The organism is Rhodococcus sp. IEGM 1372, assembly GCF_030056835.1.
Lineage (GTDB): Bacteria > Actinomycetota > Actinomycetes > Mycobacteriales > Mycobacteriaceae > Rhodococcoides.
In genome coordinates, this window is record NZ_JASHKS010000025.1 from 41,696 (window position 1) to 64,200 (window position 22,505).

The 22,505-nt window shown below is 66.3% G+C and carries 23 protein-coding genes and 1 riboswitch; of the genes, 8 read left to right on the forward strand and 15 right to left on the reverse strand.

Going from position 1 to position 22,505, the window contains the following annotated elements; translation table 11 throughout:
• Positions 1-21: 21 nt before the first annotated feature.
• The 4 genes from hpt to dacB are packed head-to-tail and all read right to left on the reverse strand — an operon-like array spanning position 22 to position 4,062.
• Positions 22-573 (reverse strand): hypoxanthine phosphoribosyltransferase, encoded by a 552-nt coding sequence (gene hpt, locus QM590_RS18370; RefSeq protein ID WP_032395535.1) that lies wholly within the window; start codon positions 571-573, stop codon positions 22-24.
• An 11-nt stretch (positions 574-584) separates the two neighbouring features.
• Complete coding sequence (gene tilS, locus QM590_RS18375) at positions 585-1,535, reverse strand: tRNA lysidine(34) synthetase TilS (RefSeq protein WP_269595906.1); 951 nt, start codon at positions 1,533-1,535, stop codon at positions 585-587.
• Positions 1,536-1,576: 41 nt separating this feature from the next.
• Entirely contained in the window at positions 1,577-2,674 is a 1,098-nt protein-coding gene (locus QM590_RS18380) for an Rv3626c family coenzyme F420 biosynthesis-associated protein (RefSeq protein ID WP_269595907.1), read from the reverse strand.
• Positions 2,659-4,062: a D-alanyl-D-alanine carboxypeptidase/D-alanyl-D-alanine endopeptidase gene (dacB, locus tag QM590_RS18385; protein ID WP_411741361.1), complete on the reverse strand. Its 1,404-nt coding sequence runs from the start codon at positions 4,060-4,062 to the stop codon at positions 2,659-2,661. The genes QM590_RS18380 and dacB overlap by 16 nt, the downstream gene beginning before the upstream one ends.
• Positions 4,063-4,204: 142 nt before the next feature.
• Here dacB and QM590_RS18390 point away from each other — a divergent pair, with 142 nt between their 5' ends.
• Positions 4,205-4,696, forward strand: a complete 492-nt coding sequence (locus tag QM590_RS18390; RefSeq protein WP_068053642.1) for an inorganic diphosphatase — start codon at positions 4,205-4,207, stop codon at positions 4,694-4,696.
• A gap of 63 nt (positions 4,697-4,759) precedes the next feature.
• Positions 4,760-5,209 (forward strand): PAS domain-containing protein, encoded by a 450-nt coding sequence (locus QM590_RS18395; RefSeq protein WP_032395173.1) that lies wholly within the window; start codon positions 4,760-4,762, stop codon positions 5,207-5,209.
• 49 nt (positions 5,210-5,258) lie between these two features.
• Here the strand turns inward: QM590_RS18395 and QM590_RS18400 are convergent, their stop codons facing one another.
• The 3 genes from QM590_RS18400 to QM590_RS18410 form a co-directional block, all read right to left on the reverse strand.
• Positions 5,259-6,335 carry a GGDEF domain-containing protein gene (locus QM590_RS18400; protein ID WP_269595908.1) on the reverse strand — a complete coding sequence of 359 codons (1,077 nt, stop codon included), beginning with the start codon at positions 6,333-6,335 and terminating at the stop codon, positions 5,259-5,261.
• A gap of 78 nt (positions 6,336-6,413) precedes the next feature.
• Positions 6,414-6,878 (reverse strand): MarR family winged helix-turn-helix transcriptional regulator, encoded by a 465-nt coding sequence (locus QM590_RS18405; protein ID WP_269595909.1) that lies wholly within the window; start codon positions 6,876-6,878, stop codon positions 6,414-6,416.
• A gap of 1 nt (position 6,879) precedes the next feature.
• A complete protein-coding gene (locus QM590_RS18410) occupies positions 6,880-7,707 on the reverse strand; it encodes a crotonase/enoyl-CoA hydratase family protein (protein ID WP_269595910.1) in 828 nt (275 codons plus the stop codon).
• A 119-nt stretch (positions 7,708-7,826) separates the two neighbouring features.
• On the opposite strand from QM590_RS18410, the gene QM590_RS18415 reads away from it, so the two are divergent.
• Positions 7,827-8,324, forward strand: a complete 498-nt coding sequence (locus QM590_RS18415; RefSeq protein WP_269595911.1) for a 2-oxo-4-hydroxy-4-carboxy-5-ureidoimidazoline decarboxylase — start codon at positions 7,827-7,829, stop codon at positions 8,322-8,324.
• Positions 8,325-8,360: 36 nt separating this feature from the next.
• Here QM590_RS18415 and QM590_RS18420 read toward each other — a convergent pair whose 3' ends face one another.
• Together QM590_RS18420 and QM590_RS18425 are read right to left on the reverse strand one after the other, a co-directional pair.
• Complete coding sequence (locus tag QM590_RS18420; RefSeq protein WP_068283967.1) at positions 8,361-8,585, reverse strand: DUF6480 family protein; 225 nt, start codon at positions 8,583-8,585, stop codon at positions 8,361-8,363.
• Between the two features lie 28 nt (positions 8,586-8,613).
• On the reverse strand, positions 8,614-9,258 hold the full coding sequence (locus tag QM590_RS18425) for a TetR/AcrR family transcriptional regulator (protein WP_179271959.1): 645 nt from the start codon (positions 9,256-9,258) through the stop codon (positions 8,614-8,616).
• A gap of 52 nt (positions 9,259-9,310) precedes the next feature.
• Between QM590_RS18425 and QM590_RS18430 the strand changes: the two genes are divergently transcribed.
• The 3 genes from QM590_RS18430 to QM590_RS18440 are packed head-to-tail and all read left to right on the forward strand — an operon-like array spanning position 9,311 to position 11,786.
• Positions 9,311-10,315, forward strand: a complete 1,005-nt coding sequence (locus QM590_RS18430; RefSeq protein WP_269595912.1) for an ABC transporter permease — start codon at positions 9,311-9,313, stop codon at positions 10,313-10,315.
• 4 nt (positions 10,316-10,319) lie between these two features.
• A complete protein-coding gene (gene alc, locus QM590_RS18435) occupies positions 10,320-11,285 on the forward strand; it encodes an allantoicase (RefSeq protein WP_269595913.1) in 966 nt (321 codons plus the stop codon).
• Positions 11,286-11,312: 27 nt separating this feature from the next.
• Positions 11,313-11,786: a YbaK/EbsC family protein gene (locus QM590_RS18440; protein ID WP_068053615.1), complete on the forward strand. Its 474-nt coding sequence runs from the start codon at positions 11,313-11,315 to the stop codon at positions 11,784-11,786.
• A gap of 30 nt (positions 11,787-11,816) precedes the next feature.
• Here the strand turns inward: QM590_RS18440 and QM590_RS18445 are convergent, their stop codons facing one another.
• Together QM590_RS18445 and QM590_RS18450 are read right to left on the reverse strand one after the other, a co-directional pair.
• Positions 11,817-12,317: a hypothetical protein gene (locus tag QM590_RS18445; protein WP_269595914.1), complete on the reverse strand. Its 501-nt coding sequence runs from the start codon at positions 12,315-12,317 to the stop codon at positions 11,817-11,819.
• A 151-nt stretch (positions 12,318-12,468) separates the two neighbouring features.
• Positions 12,469-13,800: an aminotransferase class V-fold PLP-dependent enzyme gene (locus tag QM590_RS18450; RefSeq protein ID WP_269595915.1), complete on the reverse strand. Its 1,332-nt coding sequence runs from the start codon at positions 13,798-13,800 to the stop codon at positions 12,469-12,471.
• Between the two features lie 54 nt (positions 13,801-13,854).
• A riboswitch (SAM riboswitch) is annotated at positions 13,855-13,970 on the reverse strand.
• A 208-nt stretch (positions 13,971-14,178) separates the two neighbouring features.
• Here QM590_RS18450 and QM590_RS18455 point away from each other — a divergent pair.
• Entirely contained in the window at positions 14,179-18,111 is a 3,933-nt protein-coding gene (locus tag QM590_RS18455) for a Pls/PosA family non-ribosomal peptide synthetase (protein WP_269595921.1), read from the forward strand.
• 6 nt (positions 18,112-18,117) lie between these two features.
• Positions 18,118-19,455 (forward strand): M1 family metallopeptidase, encoded by a 1,338-nt coding sequence (locus QM590_RS18460; RefSeq protein ID WP_269595916.1) that lies wholly within the window; start codon positions 18,118-18,120, stop codon positions 19,453-19,455.
• A gap of 85 nt (positions 19,456-19,540) precedes the next feature.
• On the opposite strand, the gene QM590_RS18465 is transcribed toward QM590_RS18460, so the two are convergent.
• Genes QM590_RS18465 through QM590_RS18480 form a run of 4 tightly spaced genes read right to left on the reverse strand, consistent with a single transcriptional unit; the run spans position 19,541 to position 22,355 of the window.
• Positions 19,541-19,735, reverse strand: coding sequence for a hypothetical protein (locus QM590_RS18465; protein WP_094640899.1), 195 nt, complete (start codon positions 19,733-19,735; stop codon positions 19,541-19,543).
• Between the two features lie 59 nt (positions 19,736-19,794).
• Positions 19,795-20,415: a hypothetical protein gene (locus QM590_RS18470; protein ID WP_269595917.1), complete on the reverse strand. Its 621-nt coding sequence runs from the start codon at positions 20,413-20,415 to the stop codon at positions 19,795-19,797.
• Positions 20,416-20,445: 30 nt separating this feature from the next.
• Complete coding sequence (locus QM590_RS18475; RefSeq protein ID WP_269595918.1) at positions 20,446-21,702, reverse strand: MFS transporter; 1,257 nt, start codon at positions 21,700-21,702, stop codon at positions 20,446-20,448.
• Positions 21,699-22,355: a GntR family transcriptional regulator gene (locus tag QM590_RS18480; RefSeq protein WP_269595919.1), complete on the reverse strand. Its 657-nt coding sequence runs from the start codon at positions 22,353-22,355 to the stop codon at positions 21,699-21,701. Before QM590_RS18480 ends, QM590_RS18475 begins: the two co-directional genes overlap by 4 nt.
• Positions 22,356-22,505: the final 150 nt, after the last annotated feature.

Genomic DNA, 22,505 nt, shown 5'->3' on the forward strand with positions numbered 1-22,505 from the left:
GGACGAACCGAAGACACCAGCTCAGCTGTAGACCTTGGGATCGAGCAGACCGATGTAGGGCAGATCTCGGTAGCGCTCGTTGTAGTCGAGGCCGTAGCCGACGACGAACTCGTTGGGGATGTCGAAGCCCACGTTCGCGACCTCCACGTCGACCTTGATGGCGTCGGGCTTGCGCAGCAACGTCACCACCGACAGCGAGGCAGGCGAACGGGTCGCGAGGTTGCGCTTGAGCCAGCTCAGCGTCAGACCGGAGTCGATGATGTCCTCGACGATCAGCACGTGGCGTCCGGTGATGTCGCGGTCGAGGTCCTTGAGGATTCGAACGACTCCCGACGACGAGGTGGACGAGCCGTAGGAGCTGACCGCCATGAACTCGAGCTGCGCCGGGATGGGCAGGGCCCGGGCGAAGTCGGTCATGAACATGATCGCGCCCTTGAGGACACCGACCAGGAGCAGGTCACCTTCCGGTGAGCCTTCGGGATACCGCTGGGCGATCTCTTCTGCGAGTTCCGCAGTGCGCGCTTTGATCTGTTCCTCGGAAATGAGAACCGATTCGATGTCGCCCTCGTACACGGGGTTTCCCTTCATTCGTTCTCCAGGCCGACGCTCAGCCTGCCATGCCGACGCGAGCACACCAACCTGGCGTCGGGCGTTCCTCCCGGCAGCGCAACCCCGCCCTGGCCGGTCCACCGTCCGACGAGGGCGTCGACGGCCCGGATCTGCCGGTCGGTCAGCGACGTCACACCTCGGCCGAGCAACCATCGGCGCAGTACGCGGCGACGAATCGCGGTGTCGAGCGAGTCGATCGAGGACACCTCGAGTTCCGACGCACCCAACCCGACGACCGATTCGGCGAGCGCGTCGAGCACCCGGCCGTCCTCGCGCAACTGCTCGGCGGTCCGGGCGAGTGCAGCGGCGACACCACCGCCGAGCACGTCCTCGAGCAGGGGCAGCACCTCGTGACGCAACCGCACCCGAGTGAAATCGGGGTCGATGTTGTGCGGATCCTCGAACGGCTCCATCCCCAACTCGACGCAGGCAGCCCTGGTCACACTGCGTCGAATTCCTAGCAGCGGCCGACCCCACGGCGCATCGAACGCCGCCATGCCCGCGATCGACCGCGGTCCCGATCCGCGGCCCAGCCCGAGCAGCACCGTTTCGGCCTGATCGTCGAGGGTGTGCGCCACCAGCACCGACGCGTCGCCGCGCTCGCGATCCAACGCGTCGTACCTGACCCGGCGGGCGGCGGCCTCCGTCCCACCCGAGCCGGTCACCTGCACCGGCAGCACGCGCGCCTCGACCACTCCCAGCTCCGACGCCCGAGCCGCCGCCGTCGCCGCAACCTCAGCCGAGCCGGACTGCAGACCGTGATCGACGATCAAGGCGCGCACGTTCGGGGCCTCGGCCACGGTGGCGGCCGTCAAAGCGAGCGAATCCGCGCCACCGGACAGCGCGACGGCAACCGGTCCCGGATGAACTGCGAGCCACGCCCGAACCGCGTGCCGAATCTCCAGCAGGGCAGGCCCCTCAGGCATTTTGGGTCGTTCCGCAGGCTCCACTCCCTCAGGCAGGAGCACTAGCCCAGAACTCGGGCGATCCAGGCGTCCGGGTCCTCGATCTCCGACAGCAACGGCAGCGTGTCGGGCCCGGTCCACACGGTGTTGAAGCGTTCCATTCCCACCGCGGCGACGACGTGATCGACGAACGCCTTGCCGCGCACGTACTGCGCCATCTTCGCGTCCATGCCGAGCAGGGCCCGGATGACGCGTTGGAGCGGGTTCACCTTGCGTTGCCTGCGCTGATCGAAGGCGCCGCGAATCTGCGTCACGGTCGGCACGACGGCCGGTCCGACGGCGTCCATCACGTGGTCGGCGTGACCCTCGAGCAGGGTGCCCAGCACGAGGAGCCGGTCGATGGCGTCGCGCTGGGGCTGCGGTTGGGTGGCGCGCAGCAATCCGACGATGCCTGCGTCCTCGGACTTCGACGCCCCGCTCGGATTCTTGCGGGCCTTCAGCGCGCCGGTCAGCCGGTTGGCGACATCGGTGAGCGGCTCGTCGGTGCCGTCGGAGAGCACCCCCACGTTCTCGCGCATGTAGCCGCCGAGCCAGGGAGCGGAGGAGAACTGCACTCGGTGTGTGACCTCGTGCAGGCACACCCACAGTCGGAAGTCGCTCGGCGACACGCGAAGCGCCCGCTCGACGGCAATCACGTTGGGCGCGACCAGAAGCAGCGTTCCGTTCTCGCCGGTGAACGGGTCGTACTGTCCGAGAATGGCGCTGGAGAGAAACGCCAGCATCGCTCCGGCCTGCAGTCCGGCCGGCTTTCCGCCGAGCAGACCCGACGGCGGCGTGCCGTCGTCGTCTCCGGTCAGGTGCTTCATCGACGACGCGGCCGCCGCGATCCAGCCGGCGCGATCGACCACCTGGGCGTCGGGCACGGGGAGTCCGTCGGCCAGGCCGGTGGTCTCGCGAACCGGCCCCTCGGCCCGAATGGACGCGGCGGCAAGCTCTTCCACGGCTGCAGCGGCGGTGTAGCGAGAGGTGGCCGGGCCCTTGCGGGTCAGCTTCGCTCCGGTCTTGGCCGCGACGGACCAGTCGACGGCTCCGGCGAAACCGGAGGTGGCCGCACTGTCGTCGGCCTTCGTTGCTGCATCCGTGTTCACTGGCAACCACACAATCTCAGGGTCGATGCGACGGCATCGAGGGCGGGGCGACTGACGTCGGGCGGCCGGTCGTTGGACATCAGGGCGAAGGTCAGGATTCGGCCGTCGACGTCGACGACATACCCTGCCAAAGCGCTTGCAGCAGACAGGGTTCCGGTCTTGGCTCGAACCCACCCCGCTCCGGTTCGGTTCCCCGAGGCGTATCGATCCGTCAGGGTTCCGGTGGCACCGGCGACGGGAAGGTAATCGAGCATCGGACGCAGCGCCGGCTGCCCGGTTCCGGCTGCCGACGTCAACACCTGATCGAGCAGCCTGGCCGGAATCCTGCCGTCGACCGACAGCCCGCTGGCGTCCTCCAGCGTGAGTCCGGTCATGTCGAAACCTGCGGAGTACAGGGTCTGCCCGATCGCCGCCGTTGCACCGGAAAAACTTGCGGCCGTGTTCATCTCGAGTGACAGTTCGCGTCCGATGGCCTCGGCGAGGACGTTGTCGGAGCGATAGATCATCTGCTGCAGGCGGTTTCGCAGCGGCGCGGATTCGACGGATGCGATCTGATCGGCCCCGTCGGCCGCCCTGCCGGTCGTCACCGCCGCCGGGTCGACGCCCAGCCCGGCGGCCAGCGCGCGGCCCGCGTCGAGTGCCGGGGTGGTGCTGCGCGGGGACTCGTCGACCAGTGGGTCCGATCGTCCGCCGTCGAGCATGATCGGTTCGATCGGAGTGATCGAACCGGCGGCGATGTCGGCGGGAAACCAGCCCTGCGCCATCGTGTCACCGGAGTAGATCGAGGTGTCGACGCCGATGCTGCGCACCACCGTTCCGCTGCGCCGAATCTGTTCCACCAGGTCGTCGATGCGCGCCGCCCCTGGATAGAACCCGTCGGTGCCGACCGGCAGCGCGGTGAGGGTGGGGTCGCCGCCCGCGATCAGCACGATGTCGCCCTCGCCACTGCCCTGGACCACGCGAGTGGTGACGCGATGATCCGCCGGGAGCCCGAGCATCGCTGCCGCCGCGGTGAGCACCTTGGTGGTCGAGGCAGGGGTCATCGGGGTGTCGGGGTTCTGGGACCAGAGCACCTGCCCGGTCTGCGCGTCGGCGACGGTTCCGGTGAACGTGCCGAGGGCTGGATCGTCGACCACCTGGGCCAGCGCCGCTGCCAGACCTGCAGCGTTCGGCATCGGTGCCGATTCCGGGAACGGGGTGATCAGCGGGTTGGGCAGCACCGTCTCGGGCGGAGGTTCGATTGCGGTCTCGGCACCGTCGGACACCGACGGCAGCACCAGCGCGGCGGTCGTCGCAGCGAGGATCACCACGAACAGCGCACACAGCGTCAGGATCACGCGCTTCTTCCTGCGCCGTCGACCCGCTGTGGGGCCGAGGAACCGCCGTGTCAGCCCCGCCACCGTTCCTCCGTAACTGCCGTGGTCGTACCCATGATCGTCCAGTCAACAGTATCCTCGGGTCCGGTAGCCTTGCGCCGCCACCATCGACACATTCCCAACGACTCGAGCCGTTCCGGCTCGACGACGACAGTGAGGACTGCACGTGCCGTTCGACGTCACCATCGAGATCCCCAAGGGGCAGCGCAACAAATACGAGGTAGACCACGTCACCGGACGTGTTCGCCTCGATCGCTACCTCTACACCGCGATGGCGTATCCAGCCGATTACGGCTTCATCGAGAACACGCTCGGCGAGGACGGCGACCCGCTCGACGCACTGGTGCTGCTGCCCGAGTCGGTGTTCCCCGGCGTCATCGTCGAGGCCCGCCCCGTGGCGATGTTCAAGATGGTCGACGAGGCCGGCGGCGACGACAAGGTGCTGTGCGTTCCGGCCGGTGACACCCGCTGGGATCACATCCAGGACCTGAGCGACGTCTCGACGTTCGAGCTCGATGCGATCAAGCATTTCTTCGTCCATTACAAGGATCTCGAACCCAACAAGCACGTCACCGGGGCAGACTGGGTGGGGCGCGCAGAGGCAGAGGCCGAAATCGCTGCATCATTCAAGCGCTTGGCGGACAATCCGGGTCACTGATCGTTTCGGCACCACACACCTCGTCTCGGCCGTGGGCCGACGAAACATAGTTTGGGGAGACGTATGACCGACAGCACTTCCAACGGTGATCGGCGCAATCTCGATTCGCGACCGATTTCGGATCCGACTCAGTTTCCCGATCTGCCGGTGACGGTCGTCCTCGACCGGATCCCGGTGCCGATCCTCGCGGTCGACCCCACCGGTGCCATCGTGTTCGCGAACGAGGCCTTCGACGATCTGTTCGGTCTCGACCGCACCGAGCGGGAGGACTTCCACCTGCACGACATCTTCCCCGACCGGGCTCCGGAGGGTGTGAACGTCGCTGACATGTTCCTCACGACGGTGGCCACCCGCGCGGATTCTCTGTGGCGGATGACCGACAAGACCGGCGATATCGTGCAGGTGCGCGCCAGCAAGTCGATCCTGCGCCGTACCGAGGACACCATCGTTCTCGTCGCGTTGGAGGACTTCACCGATCAGCTGTGGAACGACCCCAAGAGCGCCTTGCGCTGACGCACGGAGCACGTTCTTCCCCGAACGACGAACGGTGTATGCCGGCGGATCATTCGCCGGCGTACACCGTTGCTCTGTTTCCGCCCGCGTGCTTGGACTCGTACATCGCCGTGTCGGCGTCGAGCAGCACGTTGTGGACCAGACCGGCACTGTCACCGGACTCGCTGGCGGTGAACCATCGGCTGCCGTCGAGCAGGGCCACCCCGACACTGACCGTCACCGGCACGTCGTCGGCTGGGTCGTGAATCGACTCCAGGATCTCGTGGGCGATCCGGTGCGCGGCGGCATCGTCGACCGGTAGCGCGATGGTGAACTCCTCACCGCCGGTGCGTGCCACGCACGGCCTCGTGCCCGTGACCGCGGTCAGCCTGCGGGCCGTCCGGCGCAACACTCGGTCCCCCACCGCATGGCCGTACGTGTCGTTGACTCGTTTGAACTGATCGAGATCGAGAACCATGAGAGCGACCGAGCACTCCGCATCCATCGAATTCATCATGCGTTGGAGCCGCAATTCCAGGCCGCGTCTGTTGAGAAGACCGGTCAGCGAGTCCGTGTTGGCCAGATCGAGCTGGCGCTGAATCACCGCCCGGAACGCGAGCACCGAGTTCACCACCAGCAGAGTCGCCAGCGTCCTGGTGACCGTAGACGCAGCATCGTGCGTGTCCGCGGCGAACAATAGCGCTGCCAGCACGACGACCACCGCGTTGACGAACAGCATGTGGAATTCGAGCACTCGTCTCCGGGAGAAGTAGACGATGTAGATCCCGATCACCGTGAACAGAATCGCCCCGTTCAGAGCCAGGTCGCGTCCGGCGAAAGTGAGCAGCATCGCTGCGACGCCCACATCGGCGTACACCACGAACCACCCGGGCATGTGCGACGAATCCGCCGAACGACGAAACCACCACACCCCCACCGGCACGGTGGAAACCAGCACGAGTGAACAGGCAATCTTGGCGAACGGGCCTTCGGGTCCATCTACCGAAAGCATCGCGACGACCCCGATCAGACCGAACGAGGGTACGAAGGCGGCAATTCCCAGGGCAACGCGGCGTTCGAGCCGCACCGAGTTCCGACGGGTCCCGGCATCGGACGCGAGCAACGGCTTGTCACGACCGATCGGCACAGCATCCCCTCCGTCCGCGCTTGCTCTACGAGCGACTGCGCACTGCCTCGATCGCCCCGATCGTGGATCGCCCGCCGATCAGACGCTACCTGCGCGACGGTCGGGCAGGTCCGGCCTGATGGTTTCGTAATCGGTCAAGAAACGATCGAGCAACGTCACGAGCGATTCCCGGTCCTGCCGTGTCCACCCCTCGATCACCCGTCCGAGATTGTCGGTTCGTCGTTGCTGGATCGCCGCCGCCGCTTCCTGACCCGACTCGGTCACCGCGAGCACGAACGCTCGACCGTCACGTTTGTCGGGCAGCCGCTCGACGTGCCCCCGTTCGACCAGCTGAGCCACCTGCCTGCTCACCGTCGACGGATCGGAATTCACCATGGCGGCGAGTTCACTCGACCGCATCGGTCCGTCGCGCAGGAGCCGGAACAAGCATACGTACGCGGCACCGTCGACACCGCCCGAGGACGAGATCGCGGCGATGTTCCGCTCACGCAGGCGTTGCAGACGAACCAGCTGCGTGCCCAGCTCCTCGGCGAACTCGACCACGTCAGTTACCGGTGAACTGCGCCGGTCGCTTCTCGAACACCGAGGTGATCGCCTCGGTGAGGTCGTGCGAGGCGAGGAAGGCGGCGTTCCAGGCCGCGACGTAGCGCAGGGAATCGTCGACGCCGGAGGATCGGGAATGATCCAGCACGGTCTTGATGCCCTGCACCACCAGGGGCGGATTGGCGGCGATGGCGGCGGCGCATTCGCGAGCAGCGGCCAGGGCGGCGTCGTGGTCCTCGAACACGTCGTTGACCAGGCCGATCTTCTCGGCGCGGGCGGCGTCGATGTCCTTGCCCGTCAGTGCCAGCTCACGCATGTGCCCGTCGCCGATGATCGCGGGCAGTCGAGCCAACGACCCCATGTCCGCGACGATCGCGACCCGCACCTCGCGCACGCTGAACTTCGCGTCGGCACTGGCGTAGCGCACGTCCGCGGCGGTGATGAGGTCGACGCCACCGCCGATGCACCAGCCCTGCACGGCCGCGACGACGGGCTTGCGGCAGTCCGCCACGGCGTTGATGGCCTTCTGCATCGTCTTGATGGTGTCGTGGAACGTCGTTCGGGGACCGGCAAGTGCCTTGTCCGCCATGAGCGGACCGAAGGTTCCTGCCATCGCGGCGAGGTCGAGTCCGTAGGTGAAGTTCTTGCCCGAGCCCGCGAGCACGACTGCACGAACCTCGGGATCGGCGTCGAGCTGAGCGAACAGCGCGGGGCTCTCGCTCCAGAAGTCCGGGCCCATGGCATTGCCCTTGCCCGGTCCGAGGAGGGTCACTTGCGCGATGTGGTCGGCGATCTCCACGGAGAAGGCTTTCCAGGTTCGTTCCGTCATGCCTGCGAGCCTAGCGGCAGAGTCGCCCATCTCCGCACCGCATGTTACGGCGCGTAACGTCTGCGCTAAGTCCCTGCTCAGCTCTGGTGCATACGTCGAATGAGGCTCACCATCTACCCATGCTGATGCATCAGGGACTCGGCCTGGAGACGTTCAACGATCTGCCGCGCCGCAAGGCGGTGCATGCGTTGTACGAGTGTTGTTGCTCGGTGGCGTGGGCGTCCAGGGTGGCGGACGGCCGCAGGTATCGCTCGCGGGCAGAGCTGTTCTCGGCAGCCGACGCGGAACTGGCGGAGCTGTCGGACGGCGACATGGACATGTTGGCCGCAACGCGTCCCGAGCCGAGCAAGGTGTGCGCAGCCATCAACGCCGATACGCGAGGCGCTCTGGTGACCGCGGCGCGCGCGTACTGCGAGCGATTCGGCTATCCGTACATCTGGAGCGCATTGTTCGAGCCCGAGGGCTTCGAGCCGCGCGACATCCTGGTGGATCTGGGCCATCGACTCGACAACGACGATCGAACCGAACGCAAGATCATGCGCGACGAGCTGGCGAAGATCAACCACATCCGATTGGATCGCCTGCTCGGGCCCGAGGGCGGCTGGCCGCAGTACTGACTGTTCGCCGAGTACGGACGGGCCGCCGACCCGGGATCAGCCGAACAGACCGACGACGCGACCGATCAGTCCACCGGCGATCAGGATCGCCAGCAAGGCCACCACACCGATGATGAGGATCGGCATGACACGGCTGCGCTGCGGCGGTTCGTGATTGGGGCCGCCGACTCCCGTTTCGGCGGGCGGGGTGTCTCCTGGCGTGACGCTGCCACCCGCTTCGAGTCCTGCGGTGACGTCGGGATCGGGATTCTGAGCATTCATCTGTCCCGGTTACCCGGTGCCGTGTCCCTCAATCGAGATGTGCCCTAGCTATCGCTCCCGCGAACAGTTCGGAGACCGCGTCGGCGATGACTCCCTCGTCGATTTCCTCCGGATCCACCGAATGTTCGACGGCCAATCCGGAGATCAAGGCCGCCAGTGACGTCGCGAGGCGTCGGGCATCGAACTTCTCGCCGACTCCCCAGTCGTCCGCTCGCTCGGCGATGAGGCGTTCGAGCTCGCGCCGGAGTGCTCGACGGTCGGTGCGATAGCGCTCCGCGACGGCCGGGTCGCGTCCGGCGAGAATCCCGAATTCGACGGTCAGCAGCGGCCAGCGGGGTTCGGCGACCACCCACGACGCGATCTCTCCGCCGCCCGCTCCGGCCGCCGCGCCGGGGTCCAGATCGGAAATGTGAGCCAGTACGCGGGCCGCGAGGTCGAGGGACCGCCTGGCCAGCAGCTCGGCGAACAGCGCTTGCTTGGACTCGAAATTGGAGTAGACGGCTCCCTTGGTGAAGCCGGCACGGTCTGCGATGTCGGTGAGTTTGGCTGCGGCATAGCCGTTTTCGGTGAACTCGTCCGCTGCGGCGGCGAGCAGTCGATCTCGAACGTCGGCACGCTGCGGTCGTCGCTGCGACTGTGTCGACCCCCACTTTTCTTGCTCGTCGGCATTCACGATACCTAGAGTATTGAATACCTCGGGTATCGACAAGATTCAGGAGTCACCCATGCGCAAGATGTCACTGCTCGCCGCCGCGGTGCTGATACTTCAGCTCGGCTTCATCCTCAGCTACGTCTCGGCGTTTCATCAGCCGACTCCGCATTCGATCCCCATCGCGGTGGTGACCGAAGCCGGCCTCCCCGAGGGGCTGGACCAGCAGACGACCGATCGCCTGAACGCCATCGACGGTGCCCCACTCGAGGCACGCACCGCGGCCGATACCGCCGAGGTCCGTTCGTTGCTCCGCGACAGGGACATCATCGGGGCCTATGTCGTCGGCGCGAACGGAACGGACACGCTCATCACCGCGAGCGCAGCAGGCAGTTCCGAAGCCACCGCACTGGAATCGATATTCACCGAGGTCGACGCCGCCCAGGGCCGCCAGTTCGTGGTGCGCGACGAGATCCCGGTCGGTGTGCACGACAACCGAGGGTTGTCCGGTTTCTACCTCTCGGTCGGATGGGTCGTCGGCGGCTACCTTCTGGCTGCCGCATTCGGACTGCTGATCGGGGCCCCGACCTCGCGCCGCGAAACCTGGATGCACGTCGGCATTCTCGCGGTGTACTCCCTCGCTTCCGGCGCTCTCGGAGCATTCCTCACCACCCATGTACTGGAAACCTTTGCCGGCCATTGGTTTCCGCTGACCCTGCTGGGAACCGGGGTCGTCTTCGCCACCGGACTGTTCACCATGGGCCTGCGCGCCCTGATCGGTGTCGCGGCGGTGCCCGCCGCCATCGTGCTGTTCGTCATCCTCGGAAACCCCAGTGCAGGGGGCGCTTTCGGGTCCGATGTACTGCCGTCGCTCTACGCCTCGATCGGTCGGTGGATCACCCCCGGCATCGGCACCGAGGGCGTACGCAGCATCGTGTACTTCTCCGGCACCGGACTGGGGCAACCCGCACTCGGCCTGACGCTCTACATCGTGATCGGCGCGCTACTGATGGTCGCGGCAGCTCTGCGGCGTCGGTCTGCACACAACCCGATGAGCTCACGCGAGACCAGTAAAGTGTGATCCCATGACCTCCACCTTCCCGCTGCCTCTGCCCGATCTCGCTGTCCGCACTCTCGGAGGCGCAGTCGTGTGGGCGAACGACGAGACGTTCGCGGAGAAGGAGAATCTCGTCAGTCCCGGCAAGGCCGACTACTCGACCGCGACGTTCGGGCACAAGGGTCAGATCTACGACGGGTGGGAGACGCGTCGGCGACGCGAGGCCGGCTACGACGAGGCCATCGTGCGTCTCGGCGCACCGGGTGTCGTCTCGGCAATCGTCGTCGACACCTCGTGGTTCACCGGAAACTATCCGCCGGAGATTTCGGTCGAGGCCGCCGAGGTGCAGGGCTTCCCGTCCCCGGACGAGCTGCGCACGCAGACCGAGTGGACCACCATCGTCGCGCGCAGCCCGGTCGACGGCGACAGTGAGAACAGGTTCGCCGTCGCCTCCGACGCGCGGTGGACGCACGTGAAACTGTCGATCTACCCGGACGGCGGAGTGGCGCGGTTGCGGGTACTGGGCCGCGGCAAGCCCGATCCCGAGTTCCTCGCGGCCGGGCCGGTCGACCTGGCTGCGCTCGAGAACGGTGCCTACGTCTCGGCGTGTTCCAACATGTTCTACAGCTCCCCCAACAATCTGTTGTTCCCCGGCCCGCCGCGGTCGATGGGTGAGGGTTGGGAGACCTCGCGTCGACGCAACGACGCGAACGACTGGGTTCAGGTTCAGCTGGCAGGCAGCGGGCTCGTTCGCCTCGCCGAGCTCGACACCACCTGCTTCCTCGGCAACGCCCCTGGCGCGGCGTCACTGCGCGGACGGCTCGGTGAGGGCGAGTGGATCGAGCTGTTGCCGCGAACGACGTTGCAGCCCGACACCCGCCATCGCTTCGTACTCGACCACGAGACCCCGGTCTCGGAGGTTCGGATGGACATCTTCCCGGACGGCGGCATGGCGCGATTGAGACTGTTCGGTGATCTCGACATATCTGCGTAAATGAGACTGGGGCAATAGGGTTGGTTCATGTCCCGGCTACTTCATCCGAATGCAGCCCATGTTGCCGACACGCTGATTTCACGTGGTCATCACGGGGTGGTGGTCAGCAGTCCGGAGGGCACGCACACTGCCGCCGATGCTGCTGCCGCCCTCGGTGTCGACGTGGGCGCGATCGTGAAGTCGATGGTGTTTCTGCTGGGCGACGAGCCGGTGCTGCTGCTCGTCTCCGGTGCCCACAACGTTCATCTCGAGCACACCGGCGAGCGTCTCGGCGGCGTGTTGACGCGTGCGCCTCTGGACACGGCCAAGCATGCCACCGGCCAGCCGATCGGTGGGATCGCCCCGGTCGGCCACCCCACCAACCTCGACACGTTCGTCGACCAGGATCTCGCCGGCTACTCCGAGGTGTGGGCGGCCGCCGGTCACACCAACACGATCTTCAGGTCCACGTTCACCGAGTTGGTGCGCATCACTGCGGGTCTGGCGATCGACGTCACCTGACCGCCGCGCACGTCCCGAGGACGCGAATTCTCAGGACGCGAGAGTCGGGGCGATCGGTGCGCCGAGGACCGCGTCGACGACGTCGATATCGAGTCGGGTCCCGCGGGATTCCAGCAGCGGCAGTACTCCGTTGTTGATGAGAACCGACTGGCGAGCGACGTCGCCGAGCACTGTCAATGTCACGCCGTCGGCCACATCGGCCGCGGTGACGTCGGAGATCAAACTGGCCAGTCCCGCCGGTGTTCCCACGTAGCGGATCGATGACGGGCTGCTCGGTGCATCCAGTGCGGCAAATTCCCGACGGGCCGTCCGGGCATCGGCCGCGATGTGGATCTCGAGGTCGAGAAACACTGCTGTGCTGTCGGCAGATTCGCCGCGGTCGACTGCCTCGGCGCGGAGCCGCGCGCGATGCTGCTGGGATTCCCGCAGGTCGGAGGCCTGGATTCGGACTACATCCGTCTCGGGAGCGGCGGTCAGTTCGGTCCAACCCGCAGAGAATTCGACGGCGACGCGGGTGAAGTTGTGCGACATGAGTGGTGGTCCTGATTCTTCAGTCGGTGGCATTCGGTCGGAGCGGAGCCGAACTCGAACACGACCCGGACGCAGTGCGGCACAGATCCACATATCTGTTGCACCAGTGGCGGTTGCCCGCCCATACGACACTCACGGTCATGACGCCATGCTAACTGTCTGCGGGGGTGCACGGGGATCCAACCCCGGCGGCGCCATCGGCCACCTCGGGGAAGGGTCGCGGGTCGGGTACGGGGTTCCACCAGCCTGCATCCTCTGCGTAGTGCCAGTTCGGTCCCGATTCGACCAGGGCGGCGAGTGCGTCGACGAGTCGGTCCACATCGGCGAACGAGCTGCCGAGGCCGATGCTGGCCCGAACCGCTCCGGCCGCATGCCCCAGCCTGCTCAGCAGTGGGTGCGCGCAGAACTTCCCGTCCCGCACGCCGATTCCGTGTTCGGCGGAGAGGTACGCGGCGACCTCACCGGGGTCGCGTCCGGCGACGGTGAAGGTGACGATGCCGACGCTGTCGGTCGCGTCGGCCCACACCTCGAGCTGCTCGACGCCGTCCAGTGCGGCCAGCCCGTCGCGCAGGCGGGACGACAGTTCGCGCTCGTGCGCCTGCAGCTCGGCATCGTCGAATCCGGCAATGGCCTCGCAGGCCGCAGCCAATGCGGCAACCCCGAGCACGTTGGGGGTGCCCGCCTCGTGCCGCTGCGGTGCCGGAGCCCAATCGGTGTGGTCGATGCGCACGCTACGTACCGCGCCACCGCCGGCCAGGTGTGGCTCACCGAGGTCGAGCCAATCACGCCTGCCCACAAGCACTCCCGCGCCGAACGGGGCGTAGAGCTTGTGCCCGGAGAAGGCGAGGTAGTCCACCCCGAGTGCGGCGATGTCGACCCGCCGATGTGGAACCAGCTGGGCACCGTCCACCGCGATGCGTGCGCCGTGCCGATGCGCCAGTGCCGCGAGTTCCGCGATCGGCAGAACTTCTCCGGTGACGTTCGATGCGCCCGTGATCGCAAGCAGAGCAGCAGGTTTCGCGGCGAGTTCGGCGTCGAGGCGGTCGATGGTCTCGGCCAGGGTCGACGCAGCCACCACCACTCGTCGGTCACGCCACGGCAGCAGGTTCGCGTGGTGTTCGATGTCGAGCACCACGGTCTCACCCGGCACGCATGCGGCCAACAGGTTCAGCGAATCGGTGGTGTTCCGGGTGAACACCACCACCGAATCCGACTGCGCACCAATGAAATCGGCGACGGTCACCCGCGCCTTCTCGTACGCTGCCGTGCAGACCCGTGAGGCGTAGCCGGCACCGCGATGAACACTGGAGTAGAACGGCAGCAGTTCCGCGATCCGATCGGTCACCGCCGTCAAAGCCGGTGCGCTGGCAGCGTAGTCGAAATTGGCGTAGGTGCAGGTGCCGCCCTGCACCAGGGGTACCTGCAGATCCGTGCCCGAAACAGGGGCAAAAGGAGCACAGGGGCGGGAAAGTACAGATGTCATGACAGATCAAGCCCTCACGTTCGAGGGACCCGCAACCGAAGGATGTGGTGAACGAGTCCGCGCTTGCCGCGCCGGTTTTCCGGCATCAGCCTGGTCGTCACCCGGAGCACCCCACCGCGGAGGAGGGTTGCCGACCAGCGAGCCGGGGCTTGACGCTGGTACTCGTGACCGTGAAGAAGACACTGGCAAACCCGCTGCGGTTTTGTCAAGCCGGAACTCACGCGTGGGCAGCAGTAGGATTCCCGCGGTGGGAAGGAGCGCTCGTTCACCTGCTGGCAAACAGAACGTGAGATAACCAACGGCGCTGCTCCCCAGCGGCACAGAGTCCCAGCACCACAGAGTCACTTGCCAACGAACGAGAAGGACGCCCGGTTGTCTGTGCATCAAGAGAACGATCTGCCGGGTTCGAGCGCGGACACCGCGCCTGCACCGGCGGCGTTTCTTCGCTCGTCGCTCGCCCCTCCTGCCCGGACGCTCATCGACGTTCTCCGTGATACCGCTCATCGTTTTCCCGACGCCCCCGCCATCGACGACGGTGCTGTCTCGGTCAGCTACTCCGAGTTGTTGGACGACATCGCCGAGGGCGCGCAGTGGCTCGCCGATGCCGGCGTCAGGCGCGGCGATCGCGTCGGCATCCGCATGCCGTCGGGTTCCTTCTCCCTTTATGTCGCGATCCTGTCCATCCTCGCGGTCGGTGCCGCGTACGTGCCGGTGGACGCGGACGACCCGGAAGAACGGGCCGAGTTGGTCTTCGGTGAGGCGAAGGTGACGGCCATCGTCACGGCGGGCGGCATCGCCGCCGGTACTGCTCCCAAACAAGACGGCCTTCCCGAGACCGACCCACTGCCGCCCACTCCCGAGGACGACGCGTGGGTCATCTTCACCTCGGGTTCGACGGGCACACCCAAGGGTGTGGCGGTCAGTCACCGCAATGCGGCGGCGTTCGTCGACGCCGAGGCCCGCATGTTTTTGCAGAAGGATCCACTCGGCCCAGGTGATCGAGTGCTGGCCGGGCTGTCGGTGGCGTTCGACGCGTCGTGCGAGGAGATGTGGCTGGCGTGGCGGCACGGTGCGTGTCTGGTTCCGGCACCCAGGTCGCTGGTGCGGTCCGGTTTCGATCTGGGCCCGTGGCTCGTCTCCCGCGACATCAGTGTCGTCTCGACGGTGCCCACCCTCGCGTCGCTGTGGCCCGCGGTGGCTCTGGAAGCGGTGCGGTTGCTCATCTTCGGCGGCGAGGCGTGCCCGCCGGAATTGGCCGAGCGGCTCGCCGTCGAGGGCCGCGAGGTCTGGAACACGTACGGCCCCACCGAGGCAACGGTCGTCGCGTGCGCGGCGATCATGGACGGGAAGGGGCCCGTCCGCATCGGATTGCCGTTGGACGGATGGGACCTGGCCGTAGTCGATGCGTCGGGCACCCCGGTACAGGTCGGCGAAGTCGGTGAGTTGGTCATCGGCGGCGTCGGACTCGCTCGGTATCTCGATCCGGCCAAGGACGCCGAGAAGTACGCGCCCATGCTCTCTCTGGGGTGGGATCGGGCGTACCGCAGCGGCGATCTGGTCAAGCTCGAGCTCGAAGGGCTCTTGTTCCAGGGTCGCGCCGACGATCAGGTCAAGCTCGGCGGTCGACGCATCGAGCTCGGCGAGATAGACAATGCGCTGCAAGCACTTCCGGGAGTCGGCGGTGCGGCGGCCGCCATCCGCAAGACCGCTGCCGGTAACTCGGTGCTGGTCGGATACCTCGCCAGCACCAATCCAGATTTCGATCTCGAAGCCGCACGCGAATTGCTCGCCGAGCAGTTGCCCGCGGCCTTGGTGCCCAGGCTTGCGCTGGTGGACGAGATGCCAACGCGCACTTCGGGCAAGGTCGACCGCAACGCGCTGCCGTGGCCCCTGCCCGGTATGGCGGGCGCGTCTGCGCTCGGCGGCACGGCGGGGTGGGTGGCCGAGTTGTGGACCAACATCCTCGGCGCGCAGGTTTCCGACGAGAACGCCGATTTCTTCGCCAACGGCGGCGGTTCGCTGTCGGCCGCTCAGTTGGTGACGGCGTTGCGCGAACGGTTCCCCGAGATCACCGTCGCACAGCTGTACGACCACCCACGGCTGGGTTCACTGGCGCAGTATCTCGACGATCTGAAGCCTGTCGTCGAGGCCGTTCCTCGTGACGTGGCCCCGACGTCGCGTACCGCGCAGTGGGCGCAGATCGCAGCAACGGTTCCGTTGACCACGCTCACCGGATTGCAGTGGGTCACTTGGCTCGGACTTCTGTTCAACGTCATGTCCTGGTTCGGCGACGTGCCCTGGGCTCCGACGCTGTCGTGGTGGTGGGTGCTCGTGGCGTTCGTCCTGTTCATCACTCCGGTCGGCCGGATGGCGATCTCGGTGATCGGATCTCGCATCCTGCTGGCCGGGCTGAAACCCGGCGCGTATCGACGCGGCGGGAGCATGCACATCAGGCTGTGGGCAGCAACGCGATTGACCGATGCCAGTGGTGCGTCGAACCTCTCGGGCGCACCGTGGATGGTCTACTACGCGCGCGCTCTGGGCGCCACGATCGGCAAGGGTGTCGACCTGCACACGATGCCGCCGGTCACAGGCATGCTCGAGCTTGGCGACGGCTGTTCCATCGAGCCCGAGGTGGATCTGTCCGGGCATTGGATCGACGGAGATCTCGTCTACATCGGCGGCGTCGAGATCGGTGCCGGTGCCACCGTCGGTGCACGGTCGACGCTGTTGCCCGGCACCAAGGTCGGCAAGAACGCCGTCGTCACCGCAGGCTCCGCCGTCGTCGGACGGGTCAAGGCCGGTCAGATGTGGTCCGGTTCGCCGGCTCAGAAGGTCGGCAAGGCCGATCATCCGTGGCCCGCGGAAACGCCACCGCGCGCGACGAAATGGGTGTTCGCGTACGGCGTCGCGTCGCTGTTCCTGTCCGGCATGGCGCTGTTCTCGATCGGCGTCAGCCTGGTGCTGATGGGCTGGTGGATTCACACCGCGGACTCCGTGTTCGACGCCTTCGAACGTGGTCTGGTGATGTTGCCCGTCGCGACGATGGTGTCGTTGGCGGTGTTCGCGGTGATCACCGTCGTCGCGGTGCGGTTGCTCAGCATCGGTCTCGTCGGCGGCTACCACCCCGTGCGTAGCCGCATCGGCTGGCAGGTGTGGGCCACCGAACGACTGATGGACTCCGCGCGCACCTTCCTGTTCCCGCTCTACGCGTCACTGTTGACGCCGCATTGGCTGAGGCTTCTCGGCGCGAAGATCGGCAAGGACGTCGAGGCGTCGACGGTGCTGATGATTCCCAAGTTCACCACCGTCGCCGACGGCGCGTTCCTCGCCGACGACACGATGGTCGCCAGCTACGAACTCGGCGGCGGCTGGATGCATCTGGGCGACGCCAAGGTCGGCAAGCGGGCGTTCCTCGGCAACTCCGGTATGACCGGGCCCGGGCGAACCGTCCCGAAGAACGGCCTCGTCGCGGTGCTGTCCGCGACGCCGGACAAGGCGAAGTCCGGCTCGTCGTGGCTCGGCAGTCCGCCGGTGCGGCTGCGTCGGGCCGCCGGTAGTGGGGATTCGTCGCGCACGTTCGATCCGCCCCGCAAGCTCAAGGTCGCCCGGTCGTTCGTCGAGACGTGCCGGTTGATTCCCGTCGTCGTGACGTTCGGCATCGGGCTCGGAGTGCTGTTCACGCTCACCGCGATCGCCGACGCCGTCGGGTATTGGTTGGCTGCGTTGCTCAGCGGTGTCGTCCTGCTGGTCGCCGGTTTCGTGGCTGCTGCGGTGTCGGCGTTGGCGAAGTGGTTGTGGGTGGGCCGGATCGGCAAGACCGATCATCCGCTGTGGAGTTCGTTCGTGTGGCGCAACGAGGTGGCAGACACGTTCGTCGAGACCGTTGCCGCGCCGTGGTTCGCGCGCGCTGCCGAGGGCACCGCGGTGCTGAACATGTGGTTGCGGTGGCTCGGTGCGGACATCGGCCGCGGCGTTTGGTGTGAGACGTACTGGCTTCCCGAGGCCGATCTGGTGACGTTGGCCGACGGTGCGACGGTCAACCGAGGGTGCGTTGTGCAGACGCACCTGTTCCATGATCGGATCATGTCCATGGACACGGTCGATCTCGGCAGAGGCGCAACACTGGGACCACACTGTGTCGCGCTGCCTGCATCGGGTATAGGTGATGGTGCGACGGTGGGGCCTGCCTCCCTGGTGATGCGCGGCGATACGGTTCCCGCGCATACTCGTTGGCAGGGCAATCCGATCGCGCCGTGGGCCAAGGGTGATCCCTTTCCGCGTATTCGCGACGACCGAAACGAGGGGTGATCTACCGTGCCGGACAGGCTCGTGGCACCGGTGTTCGACGTCGACTCCAGTGACAATCCGATCGATACGTATCTTCCGCAGAACGGCAACCGCGGCTATCGCGTCTCGCGCTACGAACTCGACCTCGAGTACAAGGTCGAGAGCAACCGGCTGGCGGGTAAGGCGAAGATCACCGCGGTCACCACGGCGACGGTGTCGAAGTTCGCGCTCGATCTCGGTCCGGCGATGAACGTGTCGAAGGTGTCGGTCAACGGATCGCGTTCGGTGAAGTTCAGCCACCAGCGCGGCAAGCTGAAGATCACGCCCGCCAAGCCCATCGCGTCGGGTGCGGCACTGGTGGTGACGGTGGCGTACGGCGGAACCCCGAAGCCCATCAACGGTTTGTGGGGTGAGGTCGGCTGGGAGGAGCTCACCGAGGGCTCGCTCGTCGCCAGCCAACCCAACGGCGCTGCGTCGTGGTTTCCGTGCGACGACCATCCGGTGTCCAAGGCCAGCTACGGCATCACCATCACCACCGATTCCCCGTACTACGCGGTGGCCAACGGAACGTTGGTGCGCAAGCAGACTCGCGCCAGCCGCACCACGTGGGTGTACGAGCAGCCAGAGCCGATGGCCAGCTACCTCGCAACCATCCAGATCGGTCCGTACGAGCATCGCATCGTCAGCTCGGGGCCGGTGCCGATGAAGGCGATCACTCCGCCGCGCCTGCGAGCGCAGTTCGATCACGACTTCGGTCGTCAACCGCAGATGATGGACACATTCGTACGGCTCTACGGCCCTTACCCTTTCGCGTCGTACACCGTGGTGGTGACCGACGACGATCTCGAGATTCCGATCGAGGCGCAGGGGCTGTCGATCTTCGGTGCCAATCACTGTTCCGGTTCCCGGTACTACGAGCGCCTGGTGGCGCACGAGCTGGCGCACCAGTGGTTCGGCAATTCCCTCACCCTCGGCAAGTGGGCCGACATCTGGCTGCACGAGGGGTTCGCGTGCTACTCGGAGTGGATCTGGGCCGAGAACTCCGGCGGCGCAACGGCTCACGACAAGGCCAAGCGGGCGCACACCATTCAGCGCGGTCTGGCGATGGACCTGCAACTCACCGACCCGGGGCCCGAGCGCATCTTCGACGACCGCGTCTACAAACGCGGCGCACTGGCACTGCATGCAGTGCGACGCACCATCGGCGACGAGCAATTCTTCGGACTGATCCAGGAATGGACCTCCAAGTACCGCTACTCGACGGTCGCAACGGCGGACTTCACCGACCTCGCCTCCCGCTTCGGTTGCCCCCGAAGTTTGTGGGACGCATGGCTGGTGGACAAGCAACTTCCATCGTTGCCGTAGGTCCCGCGGGCAATCGGCTCCCCAGTTTCGGATATCAGCCTGCAATCGGAGGCATATTTCCGAATCCGGGGAGCCGATCCGCCGATCAGACCCGCCGACGCCGCTTCTGCGCGTAGCCGATGGTCAAGAAGCCCGCCGACATCAACGCGAAAAGATTGATCGGCGACGCGATGGCGCGGCCGACACTCGCATCGAGTGCCACGACCTGAAACAGCACCCAACACACGATGACGCCCAGCACGGCAAAAATCGGCCAGGGTCCGGAGTAGTTGTACTTCATGCTCGCTCCTGTCGGACGAGGGATGTGCTCGCTCCACGGTACCCACCGCATCGGCTGTGTCAGCGAACGCCGAGTGACAACACCAAGCCAGCCACGGCGTAGCCGTACAGCGCTGACGTTGCCAGTGCTTGACGCCAGAAGCCCGGCGGGAACGACGTCGCCCAGCGTCCCCTGCCGTCCAGTTGCAGATCGCAGGGGAAGTCGCTGATGGCCATGGCCGATCCAGGATTTTTGGAGTGCGCGAGCACCACGCCGGTGGTGAACGGCAGTCCCCGAACGAACAGGTGGCCGCGCGCGTCCCCGGCCCGGTACCGCACCGTTGATTCGGTGACAACACCTGTGTACCAACGTCGTTGGACGTTCCAGCCGGTGGCGTGCGCGAGGCGAAGATTGCGGTCACCACGCAGTGCCGTGTCCACGGTCTCGACGTCGGCGATCAGTCCCCAGCGCAGCATCGACACCCACCAGGCAATCCGTCGGCTGCGAAATACCACTGCACCCAGCAGCACGATCGCGAAGACGTAGGGCATCATCGCCGGAAATCTCGACCAGCATGCGGCCGGCACGATCACCGCGACGAGAAACCAGTACGCCTCACGCCGGTTCCATACTGTGGCACCCGCGATCGCCACCGTCGGAGGCACCCGATGCGGCGGGACCGTGCGCGAGGACTGCAGCATGATGCCGCTGATCCTAGGGCCGAACCGCCCCTACGCGCTCGGCAAGTGCGCAGACGTTTTCGACCGCACCACCAGGCCACACAGTGCCGCCATCACCGCGCCGAATCCGAAGATGATCGGATACGTGACCACGCCGGGCCATGTCTCGGTCAATGCCGACAGCAGGGCGGGCACCGCGAAGCCCAGGTAGGTCAGCGAATAGAACACCGCGGTGAGGCCGGCGAGATCATCGGGGCCCGCAATGCGTTGCACCTCTTGCAAACCCGAGACCAGCGCCATGCCGTAGCCACACCCCAGCACTGCGGCCGCGATCAGGGCTGCGGCAATGGTCAGCACCGACGCCGCCCACGCCGCGACAGCCATGCCGACAACCAGCAGTGTCAGCGCAACCAGAGCGCCTCGCGCACTGGCGGGAGTGTCGATTCGACGCCCGACAGCCTGAATCGCGAAGCCGGAACCGAGTGCGATCACCGCCATCGCGGCAGACAGGGCGACGGGATAGCCGCCGCCGGGCTCGTCGGCCAGGGCGTCGGCCATCAGTGACGGCAGCACCGCGTAGGCGACGCTGGCGGCACCGAACACCCACGGGGCCAACGGCAGCACGACGAACAAGAACCGTCGATGGGAAGCGGACGGGATCCTCAGGTCGTCGAGCAGCTTCTTGTTCTTGGACACCGCTGTGGCAGTTCGAGTTTCGGGAACCGACAGCATGCCGATACCGGCGACGATGCAGATCAGCACGTGCACGCTGTAGGCGAGGTGCGTCGGCCAGGGTGCCCATTGCGCGAGCACACCGGCAACTCCGGCACCGAGGGCGAAGCCCGCGGTCAGCGACATCGCCGCACGGCGCGCTCCGGCACCGGGTTTGGCGTTGGCGTCGCGGCTCGAGAGTTCCTTGACCCAGCTGCCACCCACGGCCATACCGATTCCGAGCGCGATACCGCTGAGCACGCGACCACCGAAGAGCAGGTACGCGTTGTCCGGTCCGAGTGCGATCAGAATGGACCCGGCCGCGGCAATTGCTGTAGCGGGCAACATGATCGGGCGTCGACCGAGTCGGTCGGACAGCGGTCCGCAGATCAGCATCGCCGGAATGATGCCCAGGACGTAGGCGAACAGGAACGTATCGACCACCACGGCCGAGAACCCGTGGTCGAGTCGGTACATCACCAACAGCGGCGTGAACTCGTTGCCGCCCCACGCCACAGCGAACATGCCCGACGCCACCAGTAGCCAGCGTCGCGCAGTCGTCTCGATGTCACGATCGTTCGTGATCGTCTCGCTCATCGTGCTCCCCCTCTGTCCGGTCGTAGGCCGTGCACCCCGAGCATGTGTTGTTCGACTGCCCGCTCGAATCCGTCTGCATCTCCCGCCTCGATCAGGTCGGCGAGTCGGCGATGGTCGTCGACGATGCGGGAGATCTGGCCTGGGTCACGCGTCACCGAGGCTGCGGTCATCCGGCGTTGACGCTCGCGAAGTCCGTCGTAGAACGCGTCGAGCAATGGGTTGCCGCCGGCGCGGACGACGGTGCGATGGAAGTCGGCGTCGACGGCGCTGAACTGCGCGGCGGTACCGTCCACGGCCAGCTCTTCTTGCAGGCGCAGGTTCTCCCGCAGCGCGGACACCACGGATTCGCGGGCTGACGCGTCGTCGATGAATGCGCGGACGCTGCCTGCCTCGACGAGTCGTCGCGCGTCGACGACGCTCTCGGCCTCACCCACCGCGATCGGCACCACCAGTGCCCCGCGCTTGGGATAGAGCCGCATCCACCCCTCGACCTGCAGACGCAGAAACGCCTCGCGTACGGGTGTGCGACTGATCTCGAGTCGGGTGGCGATCTCACCCTCGCTGACGAGCTCACCGCCGGGCAGTTCCCCCGAGACGATGAGCTCCTTGACCGTCACATACGCCGTATCGGCGGCAGATTTCGTCTCGGACACAACATAGATACTAGATGCACCTCAACTGTGCACCAATTCGGGACCCGAAAAAGGTCCACTCAACGTGACATTGACTACCGAAAAGGCCACCGAACGATGCTCCTATGTCTGTCAAGGGCTGGGTGTGGGCTTCAGTAGGCCGAATATTTC